Below are 21165 nucleotides of genomic sequence, written 5' to 3'. Positions count from 1 at the left end.
ATCTTTGTAATCTCAGCCGGGCAGGTCGAGCCGGTGCAGCTCCACCCCGATGCCGAACACGGCGACCCCGCCCGCGTGGCGCATCACCCGCACCTTGTTCACCGCATTGCCCATCTGGACCGGCGTCCAGGTCGCGCCGCCGTCGCGGGTCTCGAAGCCGTTCGGCACGGCGCCGATCCAGCCCTGGTTCTCGTCCAGGAAGCCGATGCCGAACGCGCGCACCGCCGCATTGTCGATCAAGGGCATCTCGGACCAGGTCAGGCCGCCGTCCGTCGTCTTGGCGAACACGCGGGCCGACACCGTGGTGTCGGGGTTGTAGCTCTGGACCGTGACGTAGCCCGTCGTCTCGCTCGGGAAGCTCATCTTCCAGGTCAGTTCGAACGGACGGCTGCCCTCATAGACCCGGCTCCAGCTGCGGCCGCCATCGCCGGTCCTCAGGATCAGGGCGCGGGACTGGGCCACGTCGGTGTCGGTCGCGCCGCAGATGAAGCCGATCCGCTCGTCGACAAAATGGACATCCAGGATCATCGCGGTCAGGGCCGACAGGTCTTCCGACGTCCAGGTCTCGCCGCCGTCCCGCGACGTGGCCAGCAGCGCCGGCCCGCCCACCCGTCCTCCGGCCCGGACCGTGACGCGGTTCCCGAGGACGCCGGCGTTGATGAACTGGGTCTTGAGCACATCGATGGCGCAGATGCCCGTGATGGCCGGGCCCTCGATCGTGATCGCCTCCCACGTCGTCCCACCATCGCGGGTGCGATAGAGCGGCGTGGTGTCGGTCACGCCCGGGAAGTAGTCCGGCCCGATATTGCCGAGGAAACCGAGGTCGGCGTCGACGAAGCCCAGCGCCCGCACGAAGGTGCCCGGCCGGTCCAGCTGCTTCGTCCAGGTCTGGCCGCCATCCGTGGTCTTGAACAGCTTGCCCGCGCCGTTGCCGTACCAGCCGGTCATGGGATCGACGAAGACCACGTCATCCTGCTTGCCGCGATAGGGCTCGGTCGGCAGCTTGAGCCATTGCGGGCTGGCGTCCTGCGCGAGAGCCAGGCCCGGCGTCAGGCCGAGGGCCGCGCCGGTGAGGAGAAGTTGTCTGCGATCCATGGGGGCCTCCGTTCACCCGCCATGTAAAACGTCCTTGACGCCCCACGCCAAGTGAACTTCCCGTAACCTTGGTTTGCCTTCGTTGGTTGGGAGCGGGTTTTCGGCAGGCCGGGATTGGCAGCTGTCGAGCCATAGTGGACATTACTGCCAAGCATCAGCGCCTCGATAACCGCTCGAAAGCGAAGGCCGTGACGCTGATAGCGATGAGCAAGGCGGCGACCACAAGCAGAGCCCGGCGAGCCTCTTCATCCCAGACCATTCTGATGGCGAACAACCCAACGGCTACGCCAAGTCCGACGAGAGCGCATGCGATGTTTCCGATCCAGTCCCACCATTTTGACTGGACCGGTTCTGCCGCGCTCATCACACGTCGCCTGATGGCGTAGAGCGTCCCGGTGCTAAGGATCAGCACCGCCGCAATGAACGCTATCGTTTCCATCGGGAGCCAATCAACACGTTCGCCAAAATCTAGGGCGTGGCGCCGTTATCGCACGCGGTAGCGTCCGCTTTCCACCCACAACGGACATCCCGAAGGTCCACTGCCAGGAGCCGCAAAACGAAAAAGGCCCCGGATCGCTCCGGGGCCTTCTTCAATCTTGGGCTCAAGCCACGAAGTACCGTGTTCCGAGCGGAAGCGCCCTTACGAGCTGTAGTATTCCACGATCAGGTTCGGCTCCATCTTCACCGGATAGGGCACATCGGCCAATTCCGGCACGCGGACGTAGCGGACCGAGAAGCCGCGGTCGCCCAGCTCGAGGTAGTCGGGCACGTCACGCTCGGACGACTGCTGGGCTTCGAGCACCAGAGCCATGTTGCGCGACTTTTCCTTGACCTCGATCACCTGGCCCGGCTTCACGCGGTAGGAGCCGATGTCGACCTTCTTGCCGTCGACGGTCACGTGGCCGTGGCTGACGAACTGGCGGGCGGCCCAGACGGTCGGGACGAACTTGGCGCGATAGACGATGGCGTCCAGGCGCGACTCCAGCAGACCGATCAGGTTCTCCGAGGCGTTGCCCTTGCGGCGGGTAGCCTCGTCGTAGATGGCCGAGAACTGCTTTTCGGTGATGTTGCCGTAGTAGCCCTTCAGCTTCTGCTTGGCCTTCAGCTGCAGGCCGAAGTCCGAGACTTTCGACTTGCGACGCTGGCCGTGCTGGCCGGGGCCGTAGCTGCGCTTGTTGACGGGGGACTTGGAGCGACCCCACAGGTTTTCACCCATGGCCCGGTCGATCTTGTACTTGGCGCTGTGGCGCTTGGACATTCTGGTCTCTTCAAAATGATGCGGCCCGGTCCCTCCCCAGATGGAGGGACGATCTCAACGGCGGTACACGCATCGTCCGTAGTGATTTCGCGCGACGGACAGGGCCCGGCGCGGGAAAGCGGGCCTTATGACGGCCCGCCCCCTTCAGGTCAAGCCGTCAGGCCGTTCAGGACGCCGGCGTCTCGGGCACCCAGACGAAGGTGTCCTCGCGGCGCTGGATGCGGCCGATGCCGGGATAGGGGAAGTGGACGGCGTAAACCAGCAGGTTCTCCGACGCCGCGCGGCTGAGCAGGGCCTGGCGGCTGGCCTCGGCGGTGGCCTCATCGCCGTCGAAGGCGATGGTCCAGGTCGGCTGCTGCACCGAGATCACATGGTGGTGCATGGCGTCGCCGATGTAGAGCAGCCGCTCGTCGCCCGAGGCGATCTCATAGCCGGTGTGGCCGGGCGTATGGCCGTCGATGGCATAGGCCTTGATGCCGGGCGTGATCTGGGCACCCGGGGCGAAGGTCTCGACCTTGGGCGTGATGGCGGTCACCAGGTCGGCCGACTGGGCATTGGCCTGGATCGCCGTCCATTCATTGGCGGTCAGGCGGATCGTGGCGTTGGGGAATGTCAGGGCTCCCGAAGCATCAGCCAGCCCCGCCACGTGGTCGCCGTGGCCATGCGAAATCAGGACGTCGGTGATCTGGTCGGGGGTCACGCCGGCGGCCTGAAGCGAGGCGACGAGCTTGCCCGCGTTGGCCCCCATCGAGGCCCCGCCACCGGCGTCGATCAGAACCAGACGCTCTCCGTCACGGACCAGAAGCGGCTGAATCGACAGGTCGAAGCTGTCGCCCGGCAGGCCCGCGGCCGTCAGGACGGCGGCCACCTCTTCCGGCGTGCGGTCCACGGCCAGGACGGAGTTGTCGTTCGGCACGCCCGTCATGCCCCCGTCGCGCAGGGCGATGAGTTCCAGCGAGCCGACGTTGAAACGGGTCACATCGGGATTGGCCGCAGGGGTCTCGGCCGAGGCGGGCTCGGTGGTCTCGGCGGGCGGGGTGCAGGCGGCGGCGGCGAGCACACCGGACAGCAGAAGGGCGGCGGCGGAAATCTTGAATGTGGGGGACATGGACGACCTCGGCGGTTCGGAATGGCCAAGGTCACATAGGCGCGACCGGTGCGGGCGCCAGTGGGGCGGATCGTGAAGCTTTCGCGACGACCCGCCCCGGGATGTCAGACGATCAGGCCGTGGCGGCGGCGAAGAGGGCGTTGGCCTTGTTCCAGTTCACCACCTCCCAGAAGGCCTTCAGATAGTCGGCCCGGCGGTTCTGGTACTTCAGATAATAGGCGTGCTCCCAGACATCGGCGCCCAGCACGACCGCGCCCTTCTCCTCGGCGACGTCCATCAGCGGGTTGTCCTGGTTCGGGGTCGAGGTGACCTTCAGCTTGCCGTCCTGAACGATCAGCCAGGCCCAGCCCGAGCCGAACTGGCCAGCTCCGGCGGCGTTGAACGCCTCCTTGAACTTCTCAAGCCCGCCCAGATCGCGGTCGATCGCGGCCGACAGCTCAGCCGACGGCTGGCCGCCCTGCCCGGCCGGAGCCAGCAGCTCCCAGAACAGGGCGTGGTTCCAGTGGCCGCCGCCGTTGTTGCGGACCGCCTTAGGGGCCTTGGAGATCGAGGCGAACAGCTCTTCCAGCGACTTGCCCTGAAGCGACGCGTCGGCGTCCACCGCCTTGTTCAGATTGTCGACGTAGGTCTGGTGGTGCTTGTCGTGGTGGAAGGTCATCGTCTCCTTGTCGATGGCCGGTTCCAGCGCGTCATAGGCATAGGGCAGGGGCGGCAGGGTGAAGGCCATGGGAGACTCCGGGGATGGACGGTGGAAGGTCGTCCCTATCTAGGCACCGGGGCCCCCAAGCCAAGGCCCCGGCGTCCAAACAGTCCCGAATACCGGCCTCAGTCGTGCGTCCGGCCCGCCGTCTTGTCGCCCCGCGCGAGGGCGAAGACCACCGCCGACAGGGCCGCGAGCGCGATCAGGTTGGGCAGGGCCATGGCCGCGTTGGCGATGTCGCCCATGCGCCAGACGAACTCGATCTGCTGGAACGAGCCCACGAAGATCATGCCGACCCACAGCAGTCGCCACGGAATGGCGACCTTCTGGCCGAACAGGTGCGTCGCCGCCCGCTCGCCGTAGTAGCTCCAGGTCAGAAGCGTCGTGAACACGAACATGATCAGGCAGGCCGAGGTGACCAGTCCGCCCAGCGTCGTCGTCCCGAACAGGATCTGCGGGAAGACGGCGGAATAGGCCGCCAGCGTCATGTCGAATCCGCGCAGGTCCGAGTTCCAGACGTGCTCGACCGTGCCGCCCGCCGCCGGGAAGCTGCCCTGCACCGTCAGCATGACCAGCCCCGTCATGGTGCAGATGATCATGGTGTCGATGAAGGTGCCCATCATGGCGAAGCGACCCTGACGCGCGGGATCGTCGGTCTGGGCCACGGCGTGGGCCATGGGGGTCGAGCCCTGGCCCGCCTCGTTGGAGAACAGGCCGCGCGCCACGCCAGCCCGGATCGCCATCATCACGCCGGCGCCCAGGAAGCCCCCTGTCGCCGCCGCGCCGTTGAAGGCGCTGTCGAAGATCAGGGCAAACGAGGCCGGCAGGTCCTCGATGTTCAGGATGAGGGCAGCGAATCCGAGCAGCAGATAGGTGATGGCCATGAAGGGCACGATCTTCTCGGCCAGATTGCCGATCGACTTGATGCCGCCGATGATGACGATGAAGACGGCCGCCGCCACGATCAGACCCGCGCCCCATTCCGGCACGGGGGCCAGGCTGGTGATGGAGTCCGCGATCGAGTTGGACTGGATCATGTTGCCCGTCGCCACCGACGAGAACAGGGTGCCGAGGCAAAACAGGATGGCGAGCCAGCCCCATTTCTTGCCCAGCCCCATGCGGATGTAGGACATGGGCCCGCCCTGGTAGGTGCCATCGGCACGCTGCTCGCGGAAGCGGATCGCCAGCGACCCCTCGGCGAAGGCCAGGGCCATGCCGAACAGGGCGGTGATCCACATCCAGAACAGGGCCCCGGGTCCGCCCAGGGTGATGGCGGTCGCCACGCCCGCCAGATTGCCGGTGCCGACCTGGCCTGACAGGGCGGTCGACAGGGCCGCGAAGGGCGAGATCTCACCCTTGCCGCCATCACCTTTCTTGAACAGACCCGCGAACGCCTCGCCCAGTTTCAGGATCGGGTAGAAGCGCAGGCCGATCATGATCCAGGCCCCGACGCCCAGCAGCACGATCACCATGGGAGGGAAAGGCAGGACGGCTTCGCCGTTCCAGGTGCCACCCCAGATGAAGTCGCTGACGTTGGTGACCTGGTCGTAGAAGGCCTGCACGCCCGCGGGCGTCGTCGTCTCGGTCATTCCCCATACCCCGGTAACGCTAAGAAAGAAGGCACCTTAGCGGCTGATCGCCGAATGGGAATGCCCTTCCTCCGTCTGGCGGAAGGGGCGGCGACGTGCCTCTCGTCGCCCTGTCCCGCTTGAGCGGCAAGGGGAGGCACCCTAGAACGGGCGGGTCTTCACTGTCCCAGACTCAGAGCGTCTCTGGCGTCAGGATCTGCAACGCCGGCACATCGGCGAACTTGCGGAACAGCTTCATGTCCGCTGTCACCAAAGGAACGGCCTCTCTCATCGCCAGGGCGATGTAGACGCAGTCATAGATCGCGTGATCCCGATCGGCGGCCAGGCGAAGGGCGGCAGGGAGAAGCGGATCGTCATCAAAAAGCGAGACCGTGGAACGGAGACCTTCAAGATGACGCAGGGCCATATCCAGCGCCATGCTGTTGAACCGGACCTGGCTCCTGAGGGCGTTGGCGATCTCGACCTTCAGAAAGGCCGGCGCGATCAGACGGTAGCGGTCGGCGGCGGCGATGGCGGCGTCTGACCATGGATCGCGAACGAACCATCTCAGCACGATGCTGCTGTCAACGACGGCTGAGGGGGTCACGGTCCAGCAACTCCCGACGGCTTTCGCGCAGCACCGATTCCACGTCCATCGTCTGCCCGCCGGTCAACTCTCGGCTGATGCGGGCGAGCTCCCAGAACGCGTCCCGCTCACGTCCGGCAGCTTCGGACACCAGATTGCGCAGGCGCTGTTCCAGCGAGATGTTCGCCCGCTCCGCCTGGGCCTTGAGCGCGAGGATGTCGGCGTCGTCAACCTGACGGATCAGAAGCTGTCCCATGCCTTCATGATAGCACGGCGCTTACACAGCCGCCAGCCTCACCCTGGCCGATGCATGGCGCAGATCTTGTTGCCCGAGGGATCGCGCAGATAGGCGAGGATCAGGGTGCCGAACGGGCCTTTGCGCTCGCCGGGCGGGTCCTCGATGGCCGCCCCGCCGGCCGCGACGCCGGCCTCGTGGAAGGCCTGGACCATTTCGGGGGTCTTGGCGTGAAAGCCGATGGTGCCGCCGTTGGCATGGCAGGCGGGCTCGCCGTCGATGGGCGCGCCGATGGCGAAGGCCCCCATGCGCGTCCGCCACCAGTAGCGTCCCATGGCGTCCGGTCCGGAACCGGGGTCGATGCCGAGCGCGCCGAGCGCGGCATCATAGAACCGGCGCGACGCCTCGATGTCGTTGGCGCCAACGGTGACGTGGGTGAACATGATGGTCTCTCTCCCTGTTGTCCGGCGACGCTAACCGAGTGCGTTTCTCAATGCAACGGACTTAGAACACAACCACGCTGCGGATGCTCTCTCCCGCGTGCATCAGGTCGAAGGCCTCGTTGATGCGTTCCAGCGGCAGGGTGTGGGTGATCATCGGGTCGATCTCGATCTTGCCGTCCATGTACCAGTCGACGATCCGGGGCGTATCGGTGCGCCCCCGCGCCCCGCCGAAGGCCGAGCCGCGCCAGACGCGGCCGGTGACCAGCTGGAACGGGCGGGTGGAGATTTCCTTGCCCGCCTCGGCCACGCCGATGACGATGCTTTCGCCCCAGCCGCGGTGACAGGCCTCCAGCGCCTGGCGCATCACCGTGGTGTTGCCGGTGCAGTCGAAGGTGTAGTCCGCCCCGCCGCCAGTCAGCTCGACCAGATGGGCGACGATGTCGCTGACGTTTTTCGGATTCACGAAATGGGTCATGCCGAAGCGACGGCCCCACTCTTCCTTGGTGTCGTTGATGTCGACGCCGACGATCATGTCGGCCCCGACCATCTTCAGCCCCTGGATGACGTTCAGCCCGATACCGCCGAGGCCGAAGACGACGCAGTTCGCGCCCGGCTCGACCTTGGCCGTATTGACCACCGCGCCGACGCCCGTCGTCACGCCGCAGCCGACGTAGCAGGCGCTCTCGAACGGCGCGTCCTTGCGGATCTTGGCCACCGCGATCTCGGGCAGGACGGTGTAGTTGGAGAAGGTCGAACAGCCCATGTAGTGGGCGATGGCCTGGCCCTTGTAGCTGAAGCGGCTGGTGCCGTCGGGCATCAGGCCCTTGCCCTGGGTCGCGCGGATGGCCGTGCACAGGTTGGTCTTGCGGCTGAGGCAGCTTTTGCACTGCCGACATTCTGGCGTGTACAGCGGGATCACGTGATCGCCCACAGCGACGCTGGTCACGCCCGGCCCCACCTCGACCACCACGCCAGCGCCCTCGTGGCCGAGGATCGACGGGAAGATGCCCTCGGAGTCGAGCCCATCCAGGGTGTAGGCGTCGGTGTGGCAGATGCCCGTCGCCTTGATCTCGACCAGCACCTCGCCCGCGCGCGGCCCTTCCAGGTCGACCTCGACGATCTCGAGCGGCTTCCTGGCCTCGAAGGCGACAGCGGCGCGGGTCTTCATTCTAAATCTCACGGTTCAGGTGGCGCTCGACATAGGCGCGGACTTCTCGGCGGACCCTATCCGGTGCGTAGGTGTCGTAGTCGAGCCCTTCTGCATCAAAGACGGCGCGCGTGATTGTCTCAGGGTCGCTCGACGCAAGCCGAATGATGCGATCCTGGGCTTCGAGATCGATCGAACAGAACCCCAGATCACGGCAGAGACCGTCGAAGAATGTGACGTAGTCGATGCTCATTTGCCGGTGCTAGGACGAGCCATGGCTCACGGCAACATCGTCATCCTGACCGGAGCCGGCATTTCGGCGGAATCGGGCGTGCCGACCTTCCGCTCCGACGACGGCCTCTGGCTTGGCCACCGGGTCGAGGATGTGGCGACGCCTGAGGCCTTCGCCAGCGACCCGACAAAGGTGCAAGCCTTCTACAACCAGCGCCGCCGCCAGATGGCCGAGGTCCAGCCGAACGCCGCCCACCGCGCCATCGCCGACTTCGCCGCGCGGTTTCAGGGGCGACTGACCCTCGTCACCCAGAACGTGGACGATCTGCACGACCGCGCCCAAGCGGAAACGCCTCCCGCGCCCGGCTTCGAACTGATTCACATGCATGGCGAGCTGCTGAAGGCCCAATGCACCGCGACTGGCCGCGTCCTCGATTGGACCGATGACCTCGACGCCTATCACGACAGCCCGTTCAGCCCGGACGGCTGGCTGCGGCCGCACATCGTCTGGTTCGGCGAGTTTCCGCTGCACATGGACCGGATCGAGGGGGCGCTGTCGCGCTGCGACCTGTTCGTCTCCATCGGCACCTCGGGCGAGGTCTACCCTGCGGCGGGCTTTGTGCGGCGGGCGCGGATGGCCGGGGCGCGGACGGTCGAGATCAATCTGGAGCCCAGCCAGGGCGCGGCCCTGTTCGACCAGTGTATCCACGGCCCGGCCACTGAGATTGTGCCGGTCTTCCTCGACACCCTATAGCCGTCCTTCCGGGGCCGCGAAGCGGAACCCGGAACCCAGGGTGTTTCCACTGGCGCACCCTTCAGTCGTACCAATGCCGAGCCAGATCGTTCCACGACTCGTTCCGGGCCTCGATCAGGGCGATCTTCCACGCCCGTCGCCACTTCTTGATCTGCTTCTCGCGAATGATCGCCTCGATCATGGACTCGTGCTGCTCGTACCAGACCAGGGTCTTGCAGCCGTACTCCTGGACGAAGCCTTTCGTCACGCCGGTCTTGTGCTGCCAGACCCGGGTGACGAGAGCGCTCGTCACGCCCGTATAGATCGTGCCGTTGCGCTGACGGGCCATCATGTAGACGGCGATCAGTGCATCGGCGGCGACCACCGCTCAATCCCCGCCAGCCTGGGTTCCGGGTTCCGCTTCGCGGCCCCGGAAAGACGTTGAGTGTTCTCTCGCCAGCTTCTCCAGCCGCCGCCCCCGGCCCTTGGACAGGGCGTGGATCACGCCCCGGAACGTCGCCACCTCCTGCTCGGAAAAGGCCGCGCGGCCCAGCATGACGCGCAGGTTCTGCATCATCGAGGGCTTCTTCTCGGGCGGATAGAAGAAGCCGCCCTCCTCCAGTTCGTTCTCCAGATGCCCCATCATGCCTTCGATCAGCCGCGCCTCGGCCGGCGGTTCGCCTTCGCGGAAGTTCGGCGGCGGGGCGTCCAGCACCATCGTGCGCCACTCATAGGCGTTGATCGCCACGGCCTGGGCCAGGTTCAGCGAATGATGGCGTGGGTCGATCGGGATGGTTGTGATGCCCTGGCAGAGCGCGATGTCCGTCGTCTCCAGCCCCGCCCGTTCCCCGCCGAACAGCAGGCCGGTCGACAGGCCCGACGCCGTGTCGTCATACAGCAGCCGGGCGCTCTCACGTGGCGTCCGCACCGGCTGGCGCGTCTCGCGCGGGCGGGCGGTGGTGGCGAAGACGGTGTTCAGGTCGGCGATGGCGTCGGCGACAGTGTCGAACACAACGATGCCATCCAGCACCCAGTCGGCACCTGACGCGGCCGCCCAGGCTCGGTCCTGGGGCCAGCCGTCGCGCGGGCTGACCAGCCTCAGCCGGTCCAGGCCGAAGTTGGCCATGACGCGGGCCACCGCGCCGATGTTGTCGGCCAGCTGCGGCTTGTCGAGGATGACGACGGGGGGCGTCGGCTGGAAAGGGGTGGGCTCGGCCAAGGCGGGCTCAGTCCGTTCCCACCATCGCGCCCCAGGCATCGGCAGTCCCGGCCTCGACCTCGGCGACGCGCACGGCGGGCCAGCCCACGGCCTGGGTTCCGGCATCACGCCAGGCCAGGGTGATCAGGTCGCGCAGCTCGGCCGCGCCCGCCGCCAGACGCACGGTGACGAACTCGGCCCCGCGCGGATCGGCGTCGACGAAGCCGCCTGCCTTCTCCAGCCGATAGAAGGGGATGACCTGCCCCAGCCCCGCCGTCAGATAGGTCGCGACGCGCGCCCGCATCTCGAAGCCCTCCAGCGCTGGCGCCGGCATGGCGGCCTCCACGATATCCAGCCGCGCGGTGCGACGGGTGAAGGCCCCTTCGAAGCTGCTGTGCGTCTGGCGCGAGGTGGTGAAGCCCTCGGGGTTGGGCGTGTTCCGGTCCCAGCCGTTGTAGTGGATCGACAGGTGGTGCGGCTGGGAGCCGTCGCCGACGAAATGGGACAGATAGCCGATGTCCCTGAGGATCAGGGCTTCGCGCCGCAACCGGTCCTCGCGATACCAGGCGCGTTTCGCCGGATCGGTCTCGCGCGCCTCGGCGGCGTTCAGCACGCGCCAGAGGGCGAAGTCGCGCGCCAGCTGCTGATATCCGTCCATGATGGCGTAGGGCAGATAGCCCGCATCGTTGACCTTGATGTCGGCCGCCAGCAGCAGGGCGTCGTATTCGCTCTTCAGCTCCGGCAGTTCGGCCAGCGTCGGACCCGCCGCCGTCATGACCCGGCCGTCGTCGGTCAGGTCGACGAAGTGGGCGGTGTCGCGCTCGCGGTCGTGGGGTTGCCCGGCGCCCTTGGTGCGATCCGGTTCGCGCGACAGCTCGCCGATCTCGGCGATGGCGCCGGGCTCGCGCAGGAAGGCCGGCAGCTCGTCGGTCAGGGCGCGCATGGCGGCCACGCCGATCAGCCGGTGCCCGGTCGCGCCCCAGGCATCGGCGGGGGTTGAGGTGCCGACGGCAGCGACCCCGGACAGGACGAGAATCGAGGCGGCGAGGGCGAGGCGCTTCATGGGGCAGGCTCCGGACGGGACTGCCCGCCGGTTAAATCCAGGCGGCTATGGCGTCCAGCGGCTTCTTGTCGAGCGCGGCGATCGGCACCGTCGCATCCTCGGCCGGATGACCGGCGACCAGCAGCAGGAAGGGCTTCTCATTGTCCGGGCGACCGCAGATGTCATTCAGGAAGCTCATCGGCGCGGGCGTATGGGTCAGGGTCGCGAGCCCGGCCTGATGCAGGGCCGCGATCAGGAAGCCGGTGGCGATGCCGACGCTCTCGGGCACATAGTAGTTCTTCCTGTCGTCGCCGGGTCTTGGTCCACCGCGCCTCTGGCCGAAGACGGCGATCAGCACCGGCGCGACTTCCAGGAAGCTCTTGTCCGGATCGGTGCCGAGCGGCGCCAGGGCGTCCAGCCATTCCTGCGGAGCCTTGGTGGCGTAGAACTCCCGCTCTTCGGCCTCGGCCGCCTCGCGGATGCGACGACGGGCCTCGGCGCTCTCGATGACGACGAAGAACCAGGGCTGGTGATTGGCCCCCGACGGCGCGCCCCCGGCTGTCAGCAAGGCGGCCTCGATGACACGGCGATCCACCGGGCGATCGCAATAGTCGCGCACGGTTCGCCGCGAAGCCATCTGGTCCCGGAAGGCCGCCACCCGGGCCAGACGCTCCGGCTCGGACAGGTCGGGATAGCCGACGAGCGGCGTAGCGGGATGATCGCGCATGATGCCAAGGCCTAGCTTGGGCGCGCGCCGGACGCCAGACCGTCTCGGTTTGACGCCGCGCGCCGGCCAGTCCAGAAGCCGCGCGAGCGGGGAAGCGAGTGGCCGGACAGAGACAAGACGTGGTCATCGTGGGCGGAGGCTTCTCCGGGGCCATGCTGGCCGCGCGTCTGGCGGAGCGGGGCGTGGCCTCGACGGTCGTCAACCGGACGGCAGCGTTCGGCCTCGGCGTCGCCTATTCGACCCCATTCGACGGTCATCTGCTGAACGTGCGCTCGAGCCGGATGAGCGCGCTCGCCGACCGGCCCGGCCACTTCGTCGACTGGCTGGAGGCGAACCATCCCGACATGGCCGATCCCGACGGCTTCGCGCCGCGCCGGGTCTATGGGCTCTATGTTCGGGATCGGCTGACGGTGGTCGAAGCGGCCCATCCCGGCCAGATCCAGCGCATCGTCGGCGAGGTCGAAGCCATCGAGGACGACGGCGTCCGGCTGTCGGATGGATCAAGGATCGCAGCGCGCGCCGTCGTCCTCGCGACCGGAAACCCCGCACCGAAGACGGCCGAGGCAGGCGCCTGCGAGCGCATCATCGCTGACCCCTGGGCTCCGGGCGCTCTGGACGGAATCGGTGCCGAGGACGACGTCCTGATCGTCGGCACCGGTCTGACGATGGTGGACATGCTGCTGATGCTTCAGGGACGCGGCTGGCGCGGCCGGGCGACGGCCCTGTCGCGGAGGGGCCTGATGCCCCGGGCGCACGGCGAACGACCCGACCCGCCGCTTCGACCGACCGAGACCCTGCTGACCGCGCCCCTGTCCCAACGGCTGAAGAGCGCCCGCCAACTGGCCAGCGAGCACGGCTGGCGCGAGGTCATGGAGGGCCTGCGCCCCATCACCGCCGAGCTGTGGACCAACGCCGACCTGCCGACCCGCCGACGCATCGTGCGCCACCTGCGCCCCTTCTGGGACGTCCATCGGCATCGGTTGGCGACCGTCATCGGCGATGCGATGGACCGACTTCGAGCCGAGAGCCGCTTGACCGTCGTCACCGGCCGTGTCCGCGCGATAACCGCCGATGAGCACGGAGTCCGTCTCGACTGGCGCGCCCGACGGGGCGAAGCCCCGGCGCTGACCGCCCCGTGGCTGATCGACTGCACCGGCCCCGGCCACGCCGCCGACGCCGACGCCCTGACCGCGCCCTTGATTGCCGCCGGGCGCGCTCGGCTGGACCCGCTTCGCCTCGGCCTCGATCTGGATCCCCTTGGCCGGGTTCTGGGCCGCGACGGCCGCCCTGATCCGACCCTGTTCGTGCTGGGCCCCCCTGCCCGCGCCGCCTTCTGGGAAACCATCGCCGTGCCCGACATCCGCCAGCGAATCGAGGACGTGGCGAAGACGCTGTCGGAGACCGGAGCTGGATTAGCCGAAGCAGTTTGAGCCTGCCGATCAGGACCGGCCCCAAAGGCACGCGGAAGGACGAAAGTCCAAGACCAGCCAGGCTCTACAGGCCGATCGCCTGGGTCAACGCGGTCTTCGTTCGACCACCGCTCCAGACCGATACGGCCATCAGCAGGCCGCTCATCGTGATTGGCTTCGCCAGGACGTCGTCGATGCCGACCGCGGCATACGACGCGAGTTGTTCCGGCAGGGTGTTGGCCGTTACCGCCACGATGGGGACGCTGCTCTTGGCCCCGGGGAGGGCCCGAATGCGCCTTGACGCCTCGACCCCATCCATGACGGGCATGGCGATGTCCATCAGGATCAGGTCGAAATCCCCCTGCTCGACCGCTTCCAGTCCCTGCAATCCGTCTTCGGCCGTCGTGCAGGACAGACCTTGGGTGGCGAGGATGGTCGCGACCAGAGTTCGGTTGTTCTCGTTGTCGTCGACATACAGCACCCGCGTCGATGCCTCCGCCCCAGACAAGAACGGGTTCGCCGTCTCAGGCGCAATCGACGCCGCCCCGAGGGTCTCCGCTCCCGGCTCCAGGACGTCCTGGCTGGACACGGCGATCATTTCCTCGACGAGCGTCAGAACCCGCCGACCAGCTTCGTGAATCCGGCTGGCCTGCTCCAGGGTTCTCGACGGAAGAGAGTCATGCGCCATGACCTCGGCGAACCCCAGAATGGCGTTCAGCGGGGTCTTGAGTTCGTGAGACATCACGGACAGGAACTGCTGCCGGGCCTCCGCCATGACCGCCTTCTGCTCCGCCACTGCACGGGCCTGTTCTGCCAGGACACGCACCGTGACGTCGTGCTCGGTCAGCAAGAGGCCTGTCTGGCCGGTGACGGGATCAAGCGCGGGCGTCACGACCATGTGGTGCCAGCGAACACCACCCGGCGTCTTGACCTCGCAGACGTCGATCGCGGTCGTCCCATCCAGAGCCCTGGCCCAGAGCTCTTTCGCCACGGCAAGGCACACAAACCGCTCGCCAAATGATCGACATTGCCCCGCATAGACAGCGAAAGCCGCAGGATTGCTGAACAGGGGCTGGCCGTCCGGATCGAACAGGGAGATCAGGGTCGTGGTGTGTCTCAGGGCCTCGATCGCCCGAACCTCCTCGGGATCGATCTCGAGGCGATCGGCCTCGATCAGAAGAACCGACCGTCCGTCATCGAGAGCAAGGGTCGAAATCGTCGCCTCGGTCGAGACGGGGCTGCCGTTCGGATAGAGGGTCCAGGTCTCCTTGATGGACCCGCCGTTGGCGGTCACCTGGACCAGACGCGCGATGCGTGCCTGAACCGCTGGGGACAGGACGGACACGTCGCGGGCCAGCAACGCATCCAGCGTATCCGCTCCCCAGAACGCCACGGCCGCAGGGTTGGCGTGCAGGAGCATCCCGGCCGATGGATCGAACAACCAGATAGGCCGCCTCAGCAGATCCCACGCCGAAAAGCGGGCTGCGATTGATGCCGAGATCTCGCGAGCGGCGCTCTCCATGCCGCGAGCATGCACGGTTCGACTGAAATTTGCCTTAATCTGGCGGGGTCGGCCCCTAACCCGCCGCCTTCACCGCCGCCGCGACATCCGCCACCACGCGCTTGACCAGCGCCGCATCGTCGCCCTCGGCCATGACGCGGATCAGCTTCTCGGTGCCCGACGGACGCACCAGCAGGCGGCCCTGGCCGTCCAGGGCTGCCTCACCCTCCTTGATCGCCGCCTTGACCTTGGCGTCCTCCAGCGGCTTGCCGGCCGTGAACCGCACATTCTGCAGGAGTTGCGGCACCGGCTCGAACTGGCGGGCCAGTTCGCTCATCGGACGGCCGCTCTCGACCAGGACCGCCAGTACCTGCAGCGCCGCCATCAGGCCATCGCCGGTCGTGGCGTGGTCGTGCAGGATCAGGTGGCCGGACTGTTCGCCGCCCAGGTTGAAGCCGCCTTCGCGCATCCGCTCCATGACGTAGCGATCGCCGACCTTGGTGCGCTCCAGGCTCAGACCCTCGGCGAGAAGCGCCCGCTCCAGACCCAGATTGGACATGACGGTTGCGACCACCCCCTGCCCCTTCAGCACCCCGCGCCGGGCCCAGTCGCGGGCGATCAGGGCCATGATCTGGTCGCCGTCGACGACCTGGCCCTTCTCATCGCAGACGATCAGCCGGTCGGCGTCGCCGTCGAGCGCGATGCCGATGTCGGCCCGCTTGTCCTTGACCGCCTGAATGACGGAGGCCGGGTGGGTCGAACCGCAGTCGGCGTTGATGTTGGTGCCGTTCGGCGACACGCCCACCGCGCAAACCTCGGCGCCCAGTTCATACAGGGTCGTCGGGGCGACCTTGTAGCCCGCGCCGTTGGCGCAATCGATGGCGATCCTCAGGCCCGCCAGGGACAGGTGACGCGGGAAGGCGGCCTTGGCGATCTCGATGTAACGCGGCGGGGCGTCGTCGATGCGTTTGACCCGGCCCAGCGCGCTGGACGCCGCAAGGCCTTCGTCCAGGCCGGCGTCCATCATGGCCTCGATCTTCAGCTCGATCTCGTCGGACAGCTTGTAGCCGTCCGGCCCGAACAGCTTGATGCCGTTGTCGGCGTAGTCGTTGTGCGACGCCGAGATCATGACGCCCAGGTCCGCCCGCATCGAGCGGGTCATCATGGCCACGCCCGGCGTCGGGATCGGCCCGAAGGTCAGGACATCCATGCCGACCGAAGCGAAACCCGCCACTAGCGCCGGCTCGATCATATAGCCGGACAGGCGCGTGTCCTTGCCGATCACCACCAGATGCCTGCGGTCATCGCCCGACATGAACAGCTTGCCCGCCGCCAGGCCGACCCGCAGCGCCACCTCGGCCGTCATCGGCATGGAGTTGGCGCGGCCCCGGATGCCGTCGGTGCCGAAGTATTTGCGCTCGCCCAAGGTCTGCCCTCCCCGCTGTCGGAAATCTTCCGAAACGGCTTATTAGGTGCCGGTTCCTTACGCCTTCCCTAGAGCAGACCATCGCGGCCGTCACCCGGCCGGGACGACCCGGGAGACCTAGACGAATGTGCGGCATCATCGGCGTGACGGGCACGGGCCCGGCGGTTCCCCGTCTGATCGACAGCCTGAAGCGGCTGGAATACCGGGGCTACGATTCCGCCGGCGTCGCCGCCCTCGTGGACGGCAAGGTCGAGCGCCGCCGCGCCAAGGGCAAGATCCGCGAACTCGAGGCCGTTCTGGCCGCCGAACCCCTCTCGTCCACCATCGGCATCGGCCACACCCGCTGGGCCACCCACGGCGCGCCGACGACGCCGAACGCCCACCCGCACAAGGCCGGGCGCGTCACCCTCGTCCACAACGGCATCATCGAGAACTTCGCCGAGCTGAAGGCCGAACTGACCGCCGAGGGCCGCGCCTTCGAAAGCCAGACCGACACCGAGGTCGTCGCCCATCTGCTGGACCACGAGCTGGCGACGGGCAAGGCGCCTCTGGAGGCCTTCAAGGCGACGCTGGACCGGCTGACGGGGGCCTATGCCCTGGCCATCCTGATCGAGGGCGAGGACGAGCTGATCCTGGGGGCTCGCAAGGGCTCGCCGCTGGTCGTCGGCTGGGGCGAGGGCGAGATGTATCTGGGCTCCGACGCCCTGGCGGTCGGGCCGTTCACCCAGAAGATCAGCTATCTGGAAGAGGGCGATTTCGTCGCCGTGACCCGCTCGGGCGCGCGGATGTTCGACGCCTCCGGCGCGGCCGTGGAGCGGCCAGTCGTCCAGGTCAGCGCCTCGTCCGCCATGGTCGAGAAGGGCGCCTATCGCCACTTCATGGAGAAGGAAATCCATGAGCAGCCCGACAGCGTCCAGCACACCCTGTCCCACTATCTCGACCTGGTGACCGGCAAGGCCAAGGTGCAGACGCTCGAGGCCGGGGCCATCGACTTCGCCGCCATCGACCGCATCCAGATCGTGGCCTGCGGCACCGCCTTCTACGCTGGCCAGATCGGCCGCTACGCCTTCGAGAAGCTGGCCGGCCTGCCCTGCGACGTCGAGATCGCGTCCGAGTTCCGCTACCGCTCGCCGGCCGTGACGAAGGGCACGCTGGCCGTCGCCGTGAGCCAGTCGGGCGAGACCGCCGACACCCTCGCCAGCCTGACCTGGTGCAAGGGCCAGGGGCTGAAGACGGCCGCCATCGTCAACGTCCACTCCTCGTCGATGGCGCGCGAGGCCGATGTGCTTTGGCCGACCCATGCGGGGCCCGAGATCGGCGTCGCCTCCACCAAGGCCTTCACCGCCCAGGTCTCGGCCCTGCTCGCGCTGGCGGTGGCCGCCGGCGTCGCGCGCGGCCGGATCGACGGACAGACCGAGGGCGAACTGGTCAAGGCCCTGTTCGAGGCCCCGCGCCTGATCGCCGAGGCGCTCCAGATGGACGCCGACATCCGCGCGGTGGCCCAGGAGCTTTCAAAGGCGACCGACGTCCTGTTCCTCGGCCGGGGGGCGATGTTCCCGCTGGCCATGGAAGGCGCGCTCAAGCTGAAGGAGATCAGCTATATCCACGCCGAGGGCTATGCCGCCGGCGAGCTGAAGCACGGCCCCATCGCCCTGATCGACGAGGCGACACCGACCATCGCCCTCGCCCCTCTGGACGATGTGTTCGAAAAGACGGCCTCGAACCTGCAGGAGGTCGCCGCGCGCGGCGGTCCGGTCATCATGATCGCGCCCCGCACCGCGCCCGATCCTCATGGCGCCGGCATCCAGCGCATCCACGCGCCGGACTGTCATCCCCTGATCGCGCCGCTGGTCTATGCCGTGCCGGTTCAGCTGCTCGCCTACTATACCGCCGTGCAAAAGGGCACGGATGTCGACCAGCCGCGAAATCTCGCCAAGTCCGTCACCGTCGAATAATCGCGACCGTCAAACGCAACCTTCCAGAGCCCGGGCGCATTGTTGGGTCACCTTGGCTTTGGAAGGATAGACATCATGGGACTTGGTATTATTGGTTGGCTGGTCATCGGCATCGTCGCCGGTTGGTTGGCCGAGAAAGTCATGGGCCGTAATCACGGCCTGATCACCAACCTTATCGTTGGTGTGCTCGGTGCCCTCATCGGTGGTTTCATCGCCTCGAACCTGTTTGGAACGCCCGTGGGCGGCTTCAACATCATGACGTTCATCGTCGCGTTCGGCGGTGCCTGCCTGCTTCTGTTCCTGCTGGGACTGGTCAAGCGACGCGCCTGATCGACCCGACAGGCTGATATGATGAAGGGACAGCCTGCTGGCTGTCCCTTTTTCTTTGACCCCCATGTTCCGCTCATCCCGGCGAAAGCCGGGACCCAGTCCTTTTGTGGGGCACGGAGGGTCGATTGGATGCCTCGACTCCACGCCCGCTGATCATCGCCCAAAGCGCTGGGTCCCGGCTTTCGCCGGGATGAGCGGAGAGAGGCGGGGCGTCTAGAACATCGCCGGAATGACCCGGTCCGGCGGCCGGTGGCCGTTCTGGAAGGTCATGATGTTGGCGATGACCCGGTCGCCCATGTCCTGACGCGCCTCAAGCGTCGCAGAGCCTAGATGTGGCAGCAGCACCACGTTCGGATGGCCCAGCAGGCCGGGATGAATGGCCGGCTCGTTCTCGAACACGTCCAGGCCGACGCCCGCGATCCTGCGCTGGGCCACCGCATCGGCCAGTGCAGCCTCGTCGATCAGCTCGCCCCGCGCCGTGTTGATCAGGATGGCGTGGGGCTGGAGCAGCACCAGCCGCCGCGCGTCCAGCAGGTGATGGGTGTCCTTCGTCGCCGGGCAGTTCAGCGAGATCAGGTCCATGCGCGACAGCATGGGGTCCAGCTCGTCCCAGTAGGTCGCGCCCAGCTCCTCCTCGATCCGGGGGCTGACGGCCTTTCGGTTGTGATAGTGGACCTGCAGACCGAAAGCCCTGGCCCGGCGCGCCAGGGCCTGGCCGATGCGGCCCATGCCGATGATCCCCAGCCGCTTGCCCCACAACTTGCGCCCGCACATCCAGGTTGGCGTCCAGCCCTGGAACTCACCCGCCTGGACGATGTTGGCGCCTTCAACCAGACGGCGGCTGACGGCCAGGATCAGGCTCATGGCCAGGTCCGCCGTGTCTTCGGTCAGGACGCCCGGGGTATTGGTCACGATCAGTCCCTGCCCGACGGCGGCGTCCACGTCGATATGGTCCACGCCCGCGCCGAAGTTGGCGATCATCTTCAGCTGCTCGCCGGCCTGGGCGATCAGGTCGGCGTCGATCTCGTCGGTGATAGTGGGCACCAACACATCCGCACGCTGGACCGCCGCGACCAGTGCCGCGCGGTCGAACGGCTGGTCCTTCAGGTTCAGCTCGGCGTCGAACAGCTCGCGCATGCGCGTCTCGACCGCGTCGGGCAGCCTTCTGGTTAAGACGACCTTAAGCCGATTGCTGGACATGAGAGCCTTGGATTGACCACGAGCGACATAGAGCCCGGTGTCTAGCAAGTCTCACCCCCGTCTCCAAAGCCTGTCGCGCCGCATGGCCGCGATCGTGCTGGTGATCGGCGCAGGCGTGGCGGCCGGGGCCACGGCCACCATGCCAGACGGTCGCCCGACGCCGACGGGGTTGGAGGTGCCGCGCTGGGTCTCGCTGAAGTCATCCGAGGTCCGCGCGCGTCAGGGACCGGGCCTGGATTACCGCATCCTGTGGGAATACCGCGCCGCCGGCCTGCCGGTTCAGGTCATCGCCGAGACACGCGAATGGCGGAAGATCTGCGATCCCGAAGGCGCCGTCGCCTGGATTCACCGCAGCGTGGCGTCCGGCCGTCGCGGGGCCTTCAACGCGACGACGGACGAGGTGCCGATCCGCGCCCGCCCGGACGAGGAGGCCGCGATCAAGGCCCGCTTCAGCGGACGCTCCCTTGTCTCTCTCGACGAGTGCGAGGACGGCTGGTGTCGCGTCCGCGCCCAGAAGCTGCGCGGCTGGGTCAAGGCCGATTCGGTGTTCGGCGCCGCGGACGCCGCCCTGTGCGACGCCTCGCGCCCGGCGGGCGAGGCAAGGTAACGCCTCTCCCTCCCCGTTCCGGGGAGGGAGAAACAGCGCGCCATTGACCCTTGACGCCGGTCATGTCACGCCCCCGCCACACTTCGGGAGCCCCGCCCTTGAGCCAGTCGCAATATCCCTCGTCCTTCGACCACGCCGCGCTTCTGGCGTCCAGCCGGGGCGAGCTGTTCGGGCCGGGCAATGCCCAGCTGCCCGCCCCGCCCATGCTGATGTTCGACCGGATCACCCAGATCAACGGCGACGGTGGCGAGCACGGCAAGGGCTACATCGAGGCCGAACTCGATGTTCATCCCGACCTCTGGTTCTTCCAGTGCCACTTCATCGGCGATCCGGTGATGCCAGGCTGCCTGGGCCTCGACGCCATGTGGCAGCTCGTCGGCTTCTACCTCGGCTGGATCGGCGGACCGGGCAAGGGCCGGGCTCTGGGCGTCGGCGAGGTCAAGTTCACCGGCCAGGTCACCCCGGACATCAAAAAGGTCACCTACAAGATCACCCTGAAGCGCGTGATCAACCGTCGCCTCGTCATGGGCATCGCCGACGGGGTGATGGAAGCCGACGGCGTTCCTATCTACACGGCGACCGACATGCGCGTCGGCCTGTTCCAGCCGGGCGAGAAGCCCACGGGCGGCTGATTTTCAAACGAGTTCCGCGATCAACGCGGACCGA

Annotated in this window: 23 protein-coding genes; 6 read left to right on the top strand and 17 right to left on the bottom strand. The window is 67.3% G+C overall.

Annotation, left to right across the window (positions count from 1 at the left end):
* Positions 1-12: 12 nt before the first annotated feature.
* The 10 genes from IP78_RS02390 to IP78_RS02340 form a co-directional block, all read right to left on the bottom strand.
* A complete protein-coding gene (locus IP78_RS02390) occupies positions 13-1095 on the bottom strand; it encodes a hypothetical protein (RefSeq protein ID WP_054110113.1) in 1083 nt (360 codons plus the stop codon).
* 640 nt (positions 1096-1735) lie between these two features.
* Complete coding sequence (rpsD, locus tag IP78_RS02380; RefSeq protein WP_029415888.1) at positions 1736-2353, bottom strand: 30S ribosomal protein S4; 618 nt, start codon at positions 2351-2353, stop codon at positions 1736-1738.
* Positions 2354-2519: 166 nt separating this feature from the next.
* On the bottom strand, positions 2520-3461 hold the full coding sequence (locus tag IP78_RS02375; protein ID WP_054110111.1) for an MBL fold metallo-hydrolase: 942 nt from the start codon (positions 3459-3461) through the stop codon (positions 2520-2522).
* A 112-nt stretch (positions 3462-3573) separates the two neighbouring features.
* A complete protein-coding gene (locus IP78_RS02370) occupies positions 3574-4188 on the bottom strand; it encodes a superoxide dismutase (RefSeq protein WP_054110110.1) in 615 nt (204 codons plus the stop codon).
* Between the two features lie 98 nt (positions 4189-4286).
* A complete protein-coding gene (locus IP78_RS02365; protein WP_054110109.1) occupies positions 4287-5750 on the bottom strand; it encodes a sodium:alanine symporter family protein in 1464 nt (487 codons plus the stop codon).
* A 172-nt stretch (positions 5751-5922) separates the two neighbouring features.
* Positions 5923-6336, bottom strand: coding sequence for a type II toxin-antitoxin system VapC family toxin (locus IP78_RS02360; RefSeq protein ID WP_054110108.1), 414 nt, complete (start codon positions 6334-6336; stop codon positions 5923-5925).
* Positions 6314-6571 (bottom strand): hypothetical protein, encoded by a 258-nt coding sequence (locus tag IP78_RS02355; RefSeq protein ID WP_054110107.1) that lies wholly within the window; start codon positions 6569-6571, stop codon positions 6314-6316. Before IP78_RS02355 ends, IP78_RS02360 begins: the two co-directional genes overlap by 23 nt.
* A 38-nt stretch (positions 6572-6609) precedes the next feature.
* A complete protein-coding gene (locus IP78_RS02350) occupies positions 6610-6993 on the bottom strand; it encodes a VOC family protein (RefSeq protein WP_054110106.1) in 384 nt (127 codons plus the stop codon).
* Between the two features lie 61 nt (positions 6994-7054).
* Positions 7055-8161, bottom strand: a complete 1107-nt coding sequence (locus IP78_RS02345) for an S-(hydroxymethyl)glutathione dehydrogenase/class III alcohol dehydrogenase (protein WP_054110105.1) — start codon at positions 8159-8161, stop codon at positions 7055-7057.
* Position 8162: 1 nt separating this feature from the next.
* Positions 8163-8393: a hypothetical protein gene (locus IP78_RS02340; protein WP_054110104.1), complete on the bottom strand. Its 231-nt coding sequence runs from the start codon at positions 8391-8393 to the stop codon at positions 8163-8165.
* A gap of 21 nt (positions 8394-8414) precedes the next feature.
* On the opposite strand from IP78_RS02340, the gene IP78_RS02335 reads away from it, so the two are divergent.
* Positions 8415-9125: an NAD-dependent deacylase gene (locus IP78_RS02335; protein WP_054110103.1), complete on the top strand. Its 711-nt coding sequence runs from the start codon at positions 8415-8417 to the stop codon at positions 9123-9125.
* Positions 9126-9186: 61 nt separating this feature from the next.
* On the opposite strand, the gene IP78_RS02330 is transcribed toward IP78_RS02335, so the two are convergent.
* From IP78_RS02330 to IP78_RS02315, 4 genes are read right to left on the bottom strand one after another with little or no spacing between them, the layout of a single operon-like run.
* Complete coding sequence (locus IP78_RS02330; protein ID WP_231680882.1) at positions 9187-9489, bottom strand: GIY-YIG nuclease family protein; 303 nt, start codon at positions 9487-9489, stop codon at positions 9187-9189.
* Positions 9490-9492: 3 nt separating this feature from the next.
* Positions 9493-10323, bottom strand: a complete 831-nt coding sequence (locus IP78_RS02325) for an RNA methyltransferase (RefSeq protein ID WP_054110102.1) — start codon at positions 10321-10323, stop codon at positions 9493-9495.
* 7 nt (positions 10324-10330) lie between these two features.
* Positions 10331-11365 carry a S1/P1 Nuclease gene (locus tag IP78_RS02320; protein ID WP_054110101.1) on the bottom strand — a complete coding sequence of 345 codons (1035 nt, stop codon included), beginning with the start codon at positions 11363-11365 and terminating at the stop codon, positions 10331-10333.
* A gap of 31 nt (positions 11366-11396) precedes the next feature.
* Positions 11397-12071, bottom strand: a complete 675-nt coding sequence (locus IP78_RS02315; RefSeq protein WP_054110100.1) for a nitroreductase family protein — start codon at positions 12069-12071, stop codon at positions 11397-11399.
* 119 nt (positions 12072-12190) lie between these two features.
* Here IP78_RS02315 and IP78_RS02310 point away from each other — a divergent pair, with 119 nt between their 5' ends.
* Positions 12191-13501 carry an FAD/NAD(P)-binding protein gene (locus IP78_RS02310; protein WP_231680876.1) on the top strand — a complete coding sequence of 437 codons (1311 nt, stop codon included), beginning with the start codon at positions 12191-12193 and terminating at the stop codon, positions 13499-13501.
* A gap of 64 nt (positions 13502-13565) precedes the next feature.
* Here the strand turns inward: IP78_RS02310 and IP78_RS02305 are convergent, their stop codons facing one another.
* Positions 13566-15002 (bottom strand): response regulator, encoded by a 1437-nt coding sequence (locus tag IP78_RS02305; RefSeq protein ID WP_054110099.1) that lies wholly within the window; start codon positions 15000-15002, stop codon positions 13566-13568.
* 55 nt (positions 15003-15057) lie between these two features.
* Positions 15058-16407, bottom strand: a complete 1350-nt coding sequence (glmM, locus tag IP78_RS02300; RefSeq protein ID WP_054110098.1) for a phosphoglucosamine mutase — start codon at positions 16405-16407, stop codon at positions 15058-15060.
* Positions 16408-16532: 125 nt separating this feature from the next.
* On the opposite strand from glmM, the gene glmS reads away from it, so the two are divergent.
* Together glmS and IP78_RS02290 are read left to right on the top strand one after the other, a co-directional pair.
* The gene (glmS, locus tag IP78_RS02295; RefSeq protein ID WP_054110097.1) at positions 16533-18362 is read left to right on the top strand and encodes a glutamine--fructose-6-phosphate transaminase (isomerizing); all 1830 of its coding nucleotides are present in this window, start codon (positions 16533-16535) and stop codon (positions 18360-18362) included.
* Positions 18363-18437: 75 nt separating this feature from the next.
* Complete coding sequence (locus tag IP78_RS02290; RefSeq protein WP_054110096.1) at positions 18438-18692, top strand: GlsB/YeaQ/YmgE family stress response membrane protein; 255 nt, start codon at positions 18438-18440, stop codon at positions 18690-18692.
* Between the two features lie 213 nt (positions 18693-18905).
* Here the strand turns inward: IP78_RS02290 and IP78_RS02285 are convergent, their stop codons facing one another.
* On the bottom strand, positions 18906-19892 hold the full coding sequence (locus tag IP78_RS02285) for a D-glycerate dehydrogenase (RefSeq protein WP_054110095.1): 987 nt from the start codon (positions 19890-19892) through the stop codon (positions 18906-18908).
* A gap of 37 nt (positions 19893-19929) precedes the next feature.
* Between IP78_RS02285 and IP78_RS02280 the strand changes: the two genes are divergently transcribed.
* Entirely contained in the window at positions 19930-20499 is a 570-nt protein-coding gene (locus IP78_RS02280) for an SH3 domain-containing protein (protein WP_231680875.1), read from the top strand.
* Positions 20500-20597: 98 nt separating this feature from the next.
* Entirely contained in the window at positions 20598-21131 is a 534-nt protein-coding gene (gene fabA, locus IP78_RS02275) for a 3-hydroxyacyl-[acyl-carrier-protein] dehydratase FabA (RefSeq protein WP_156320248.1), read from the top strand.
* The last annotated feature ends 34 nt before the right edge of the window (positions 21132-21165 follow it).

The organism is Brevundimonas sp. AAP58 (assembly GCF_001295975.1).
GTDB lineage: Bacteria > Pseudomonadota > Alphaproteobacteria > Caulobacterales > Caulobacteraceae > Brevundimonas.
Note: the sequence above shows the minus strand (reverse complement) of the source record. Positions and strands in the feature narration are given on the sequence as shown.

Excerpts from the sequence above, each read along its gene's own strand:
- IP78_RS02390 (WP_054110113.1), bottom strand. The coding sequence starts at position 1,095 with ATGGATCGCAGACAACTTCTCCTCACCGGCGCGGCCCTCGGCCTGACG.
- rpsD (WP_029415888.1), bottom strand. The coding sequence starts at position 2,353 with ATGTCCAAGCGCCACAGCGCCAAGTACAAGATCGACCGGGCCATGGGT.
- IP78_RS02375 (WP_054110111.1), bottom strand. The coding sequence starts at position 3,461 with ATGTCCCCCACATTCAAGATTTCCGCCGCCGCCCTTCTGCTGTCCGGT.
- IP78_RS02370 (WP_054110110.1), bottom strand. The coding sequence starts at position 4,188 with ATGGCCTTCACCCTGCCGCCCCTGCCCTATGCCTATGACGCGCTGGAA.
- IP78_RS02365 (WP_054110109.1), bottom strand. The coding sequence starts at position 5,750 with ATGACCGAGACGACGACGCCCGCGGGCGTGCAGGCCTTCTACGACCAG.
- IP78_RS02355 (WP_054110107.1), bottom strand. The coding sequence starts at position 6,571 with ATGGGACAGCTTCTGATCCGTCAGGTTGACGACGCCGACATCCTCGCG.
- IP78_RS02350 (WP_054110106.1), bottom strand. The coding sequence starts at position 6,993 with ATGTTCACCCACGTCACCGTTGGCGCCAACGACATCGAGGCGTCGCGC.
- IP78_RS02345 (WP_054110105.1), bottom strand. The coding sequence starts at position 8,161 with ATGAAGACCCGCGCCGCTGTCGCCTTCGAGGCCAGGAAGCCGCTCGAG.
- IP78_RS02340 (WP_054110104.1), bottom strand. The coding sequence starts at position 8,393 with ATGAGCATCGACTACGTCACATTCTTCGACGGTCTCTGCCGTGATCTG.
- IP78_RS02335 (WP_054110103.1), top strand. The coding sequence starts at position 8,415 with ATGGCTCACGGCAACATCGTCATCCTGACCGGAGCCGGCATTTCGGCG.
- IP78_RS02320 (WP_054110101.1), bottom strand. The coding sequence starts at position 11,365 with ATGAAGCGCCTCGCCCTCGCCGCCTCGATTCTCGTCCTGTCCGGGGTC.
- IP78_RS02315 (WP_054110100.1), bottom strand. The coding sequence starts at position 12,071 with ATGCGCGATCATCCCGCTACGCCGCTCGTCGGCTATCCCGACCTGTCC.
- IP78_RS02305 (WP_054110099.1), bottom strand. The coding sequence starts at position 15,002 with ATGGAGAGCGCCGCTCGCGAGATCTCGGCATCAATCGCAGCCCGCTTT.
- glmS (WP_054110097.1), top strand. The coding sequence starts at position 16,533 with ATGTGCGGCATCATCGGCGTGACGGGCACGGGCCCGGCGGTTCCCCGT.
- IP78_RS02290 (WP_054110096.1), top strand. The coding sequence starts at position 18,438 with ATGGGACTTGGTATTATTGGTTGGCTGGTCATCGGCATCGTCGCCGGT.
- IP78_RS02285 (WP_054110095.1), bottom strand. The coding sequence starts at position 19,892 with ATGTCCAGCAATCGGCTTAAGGTCGTCTTAACCAGAAGGCTGCCCGAC.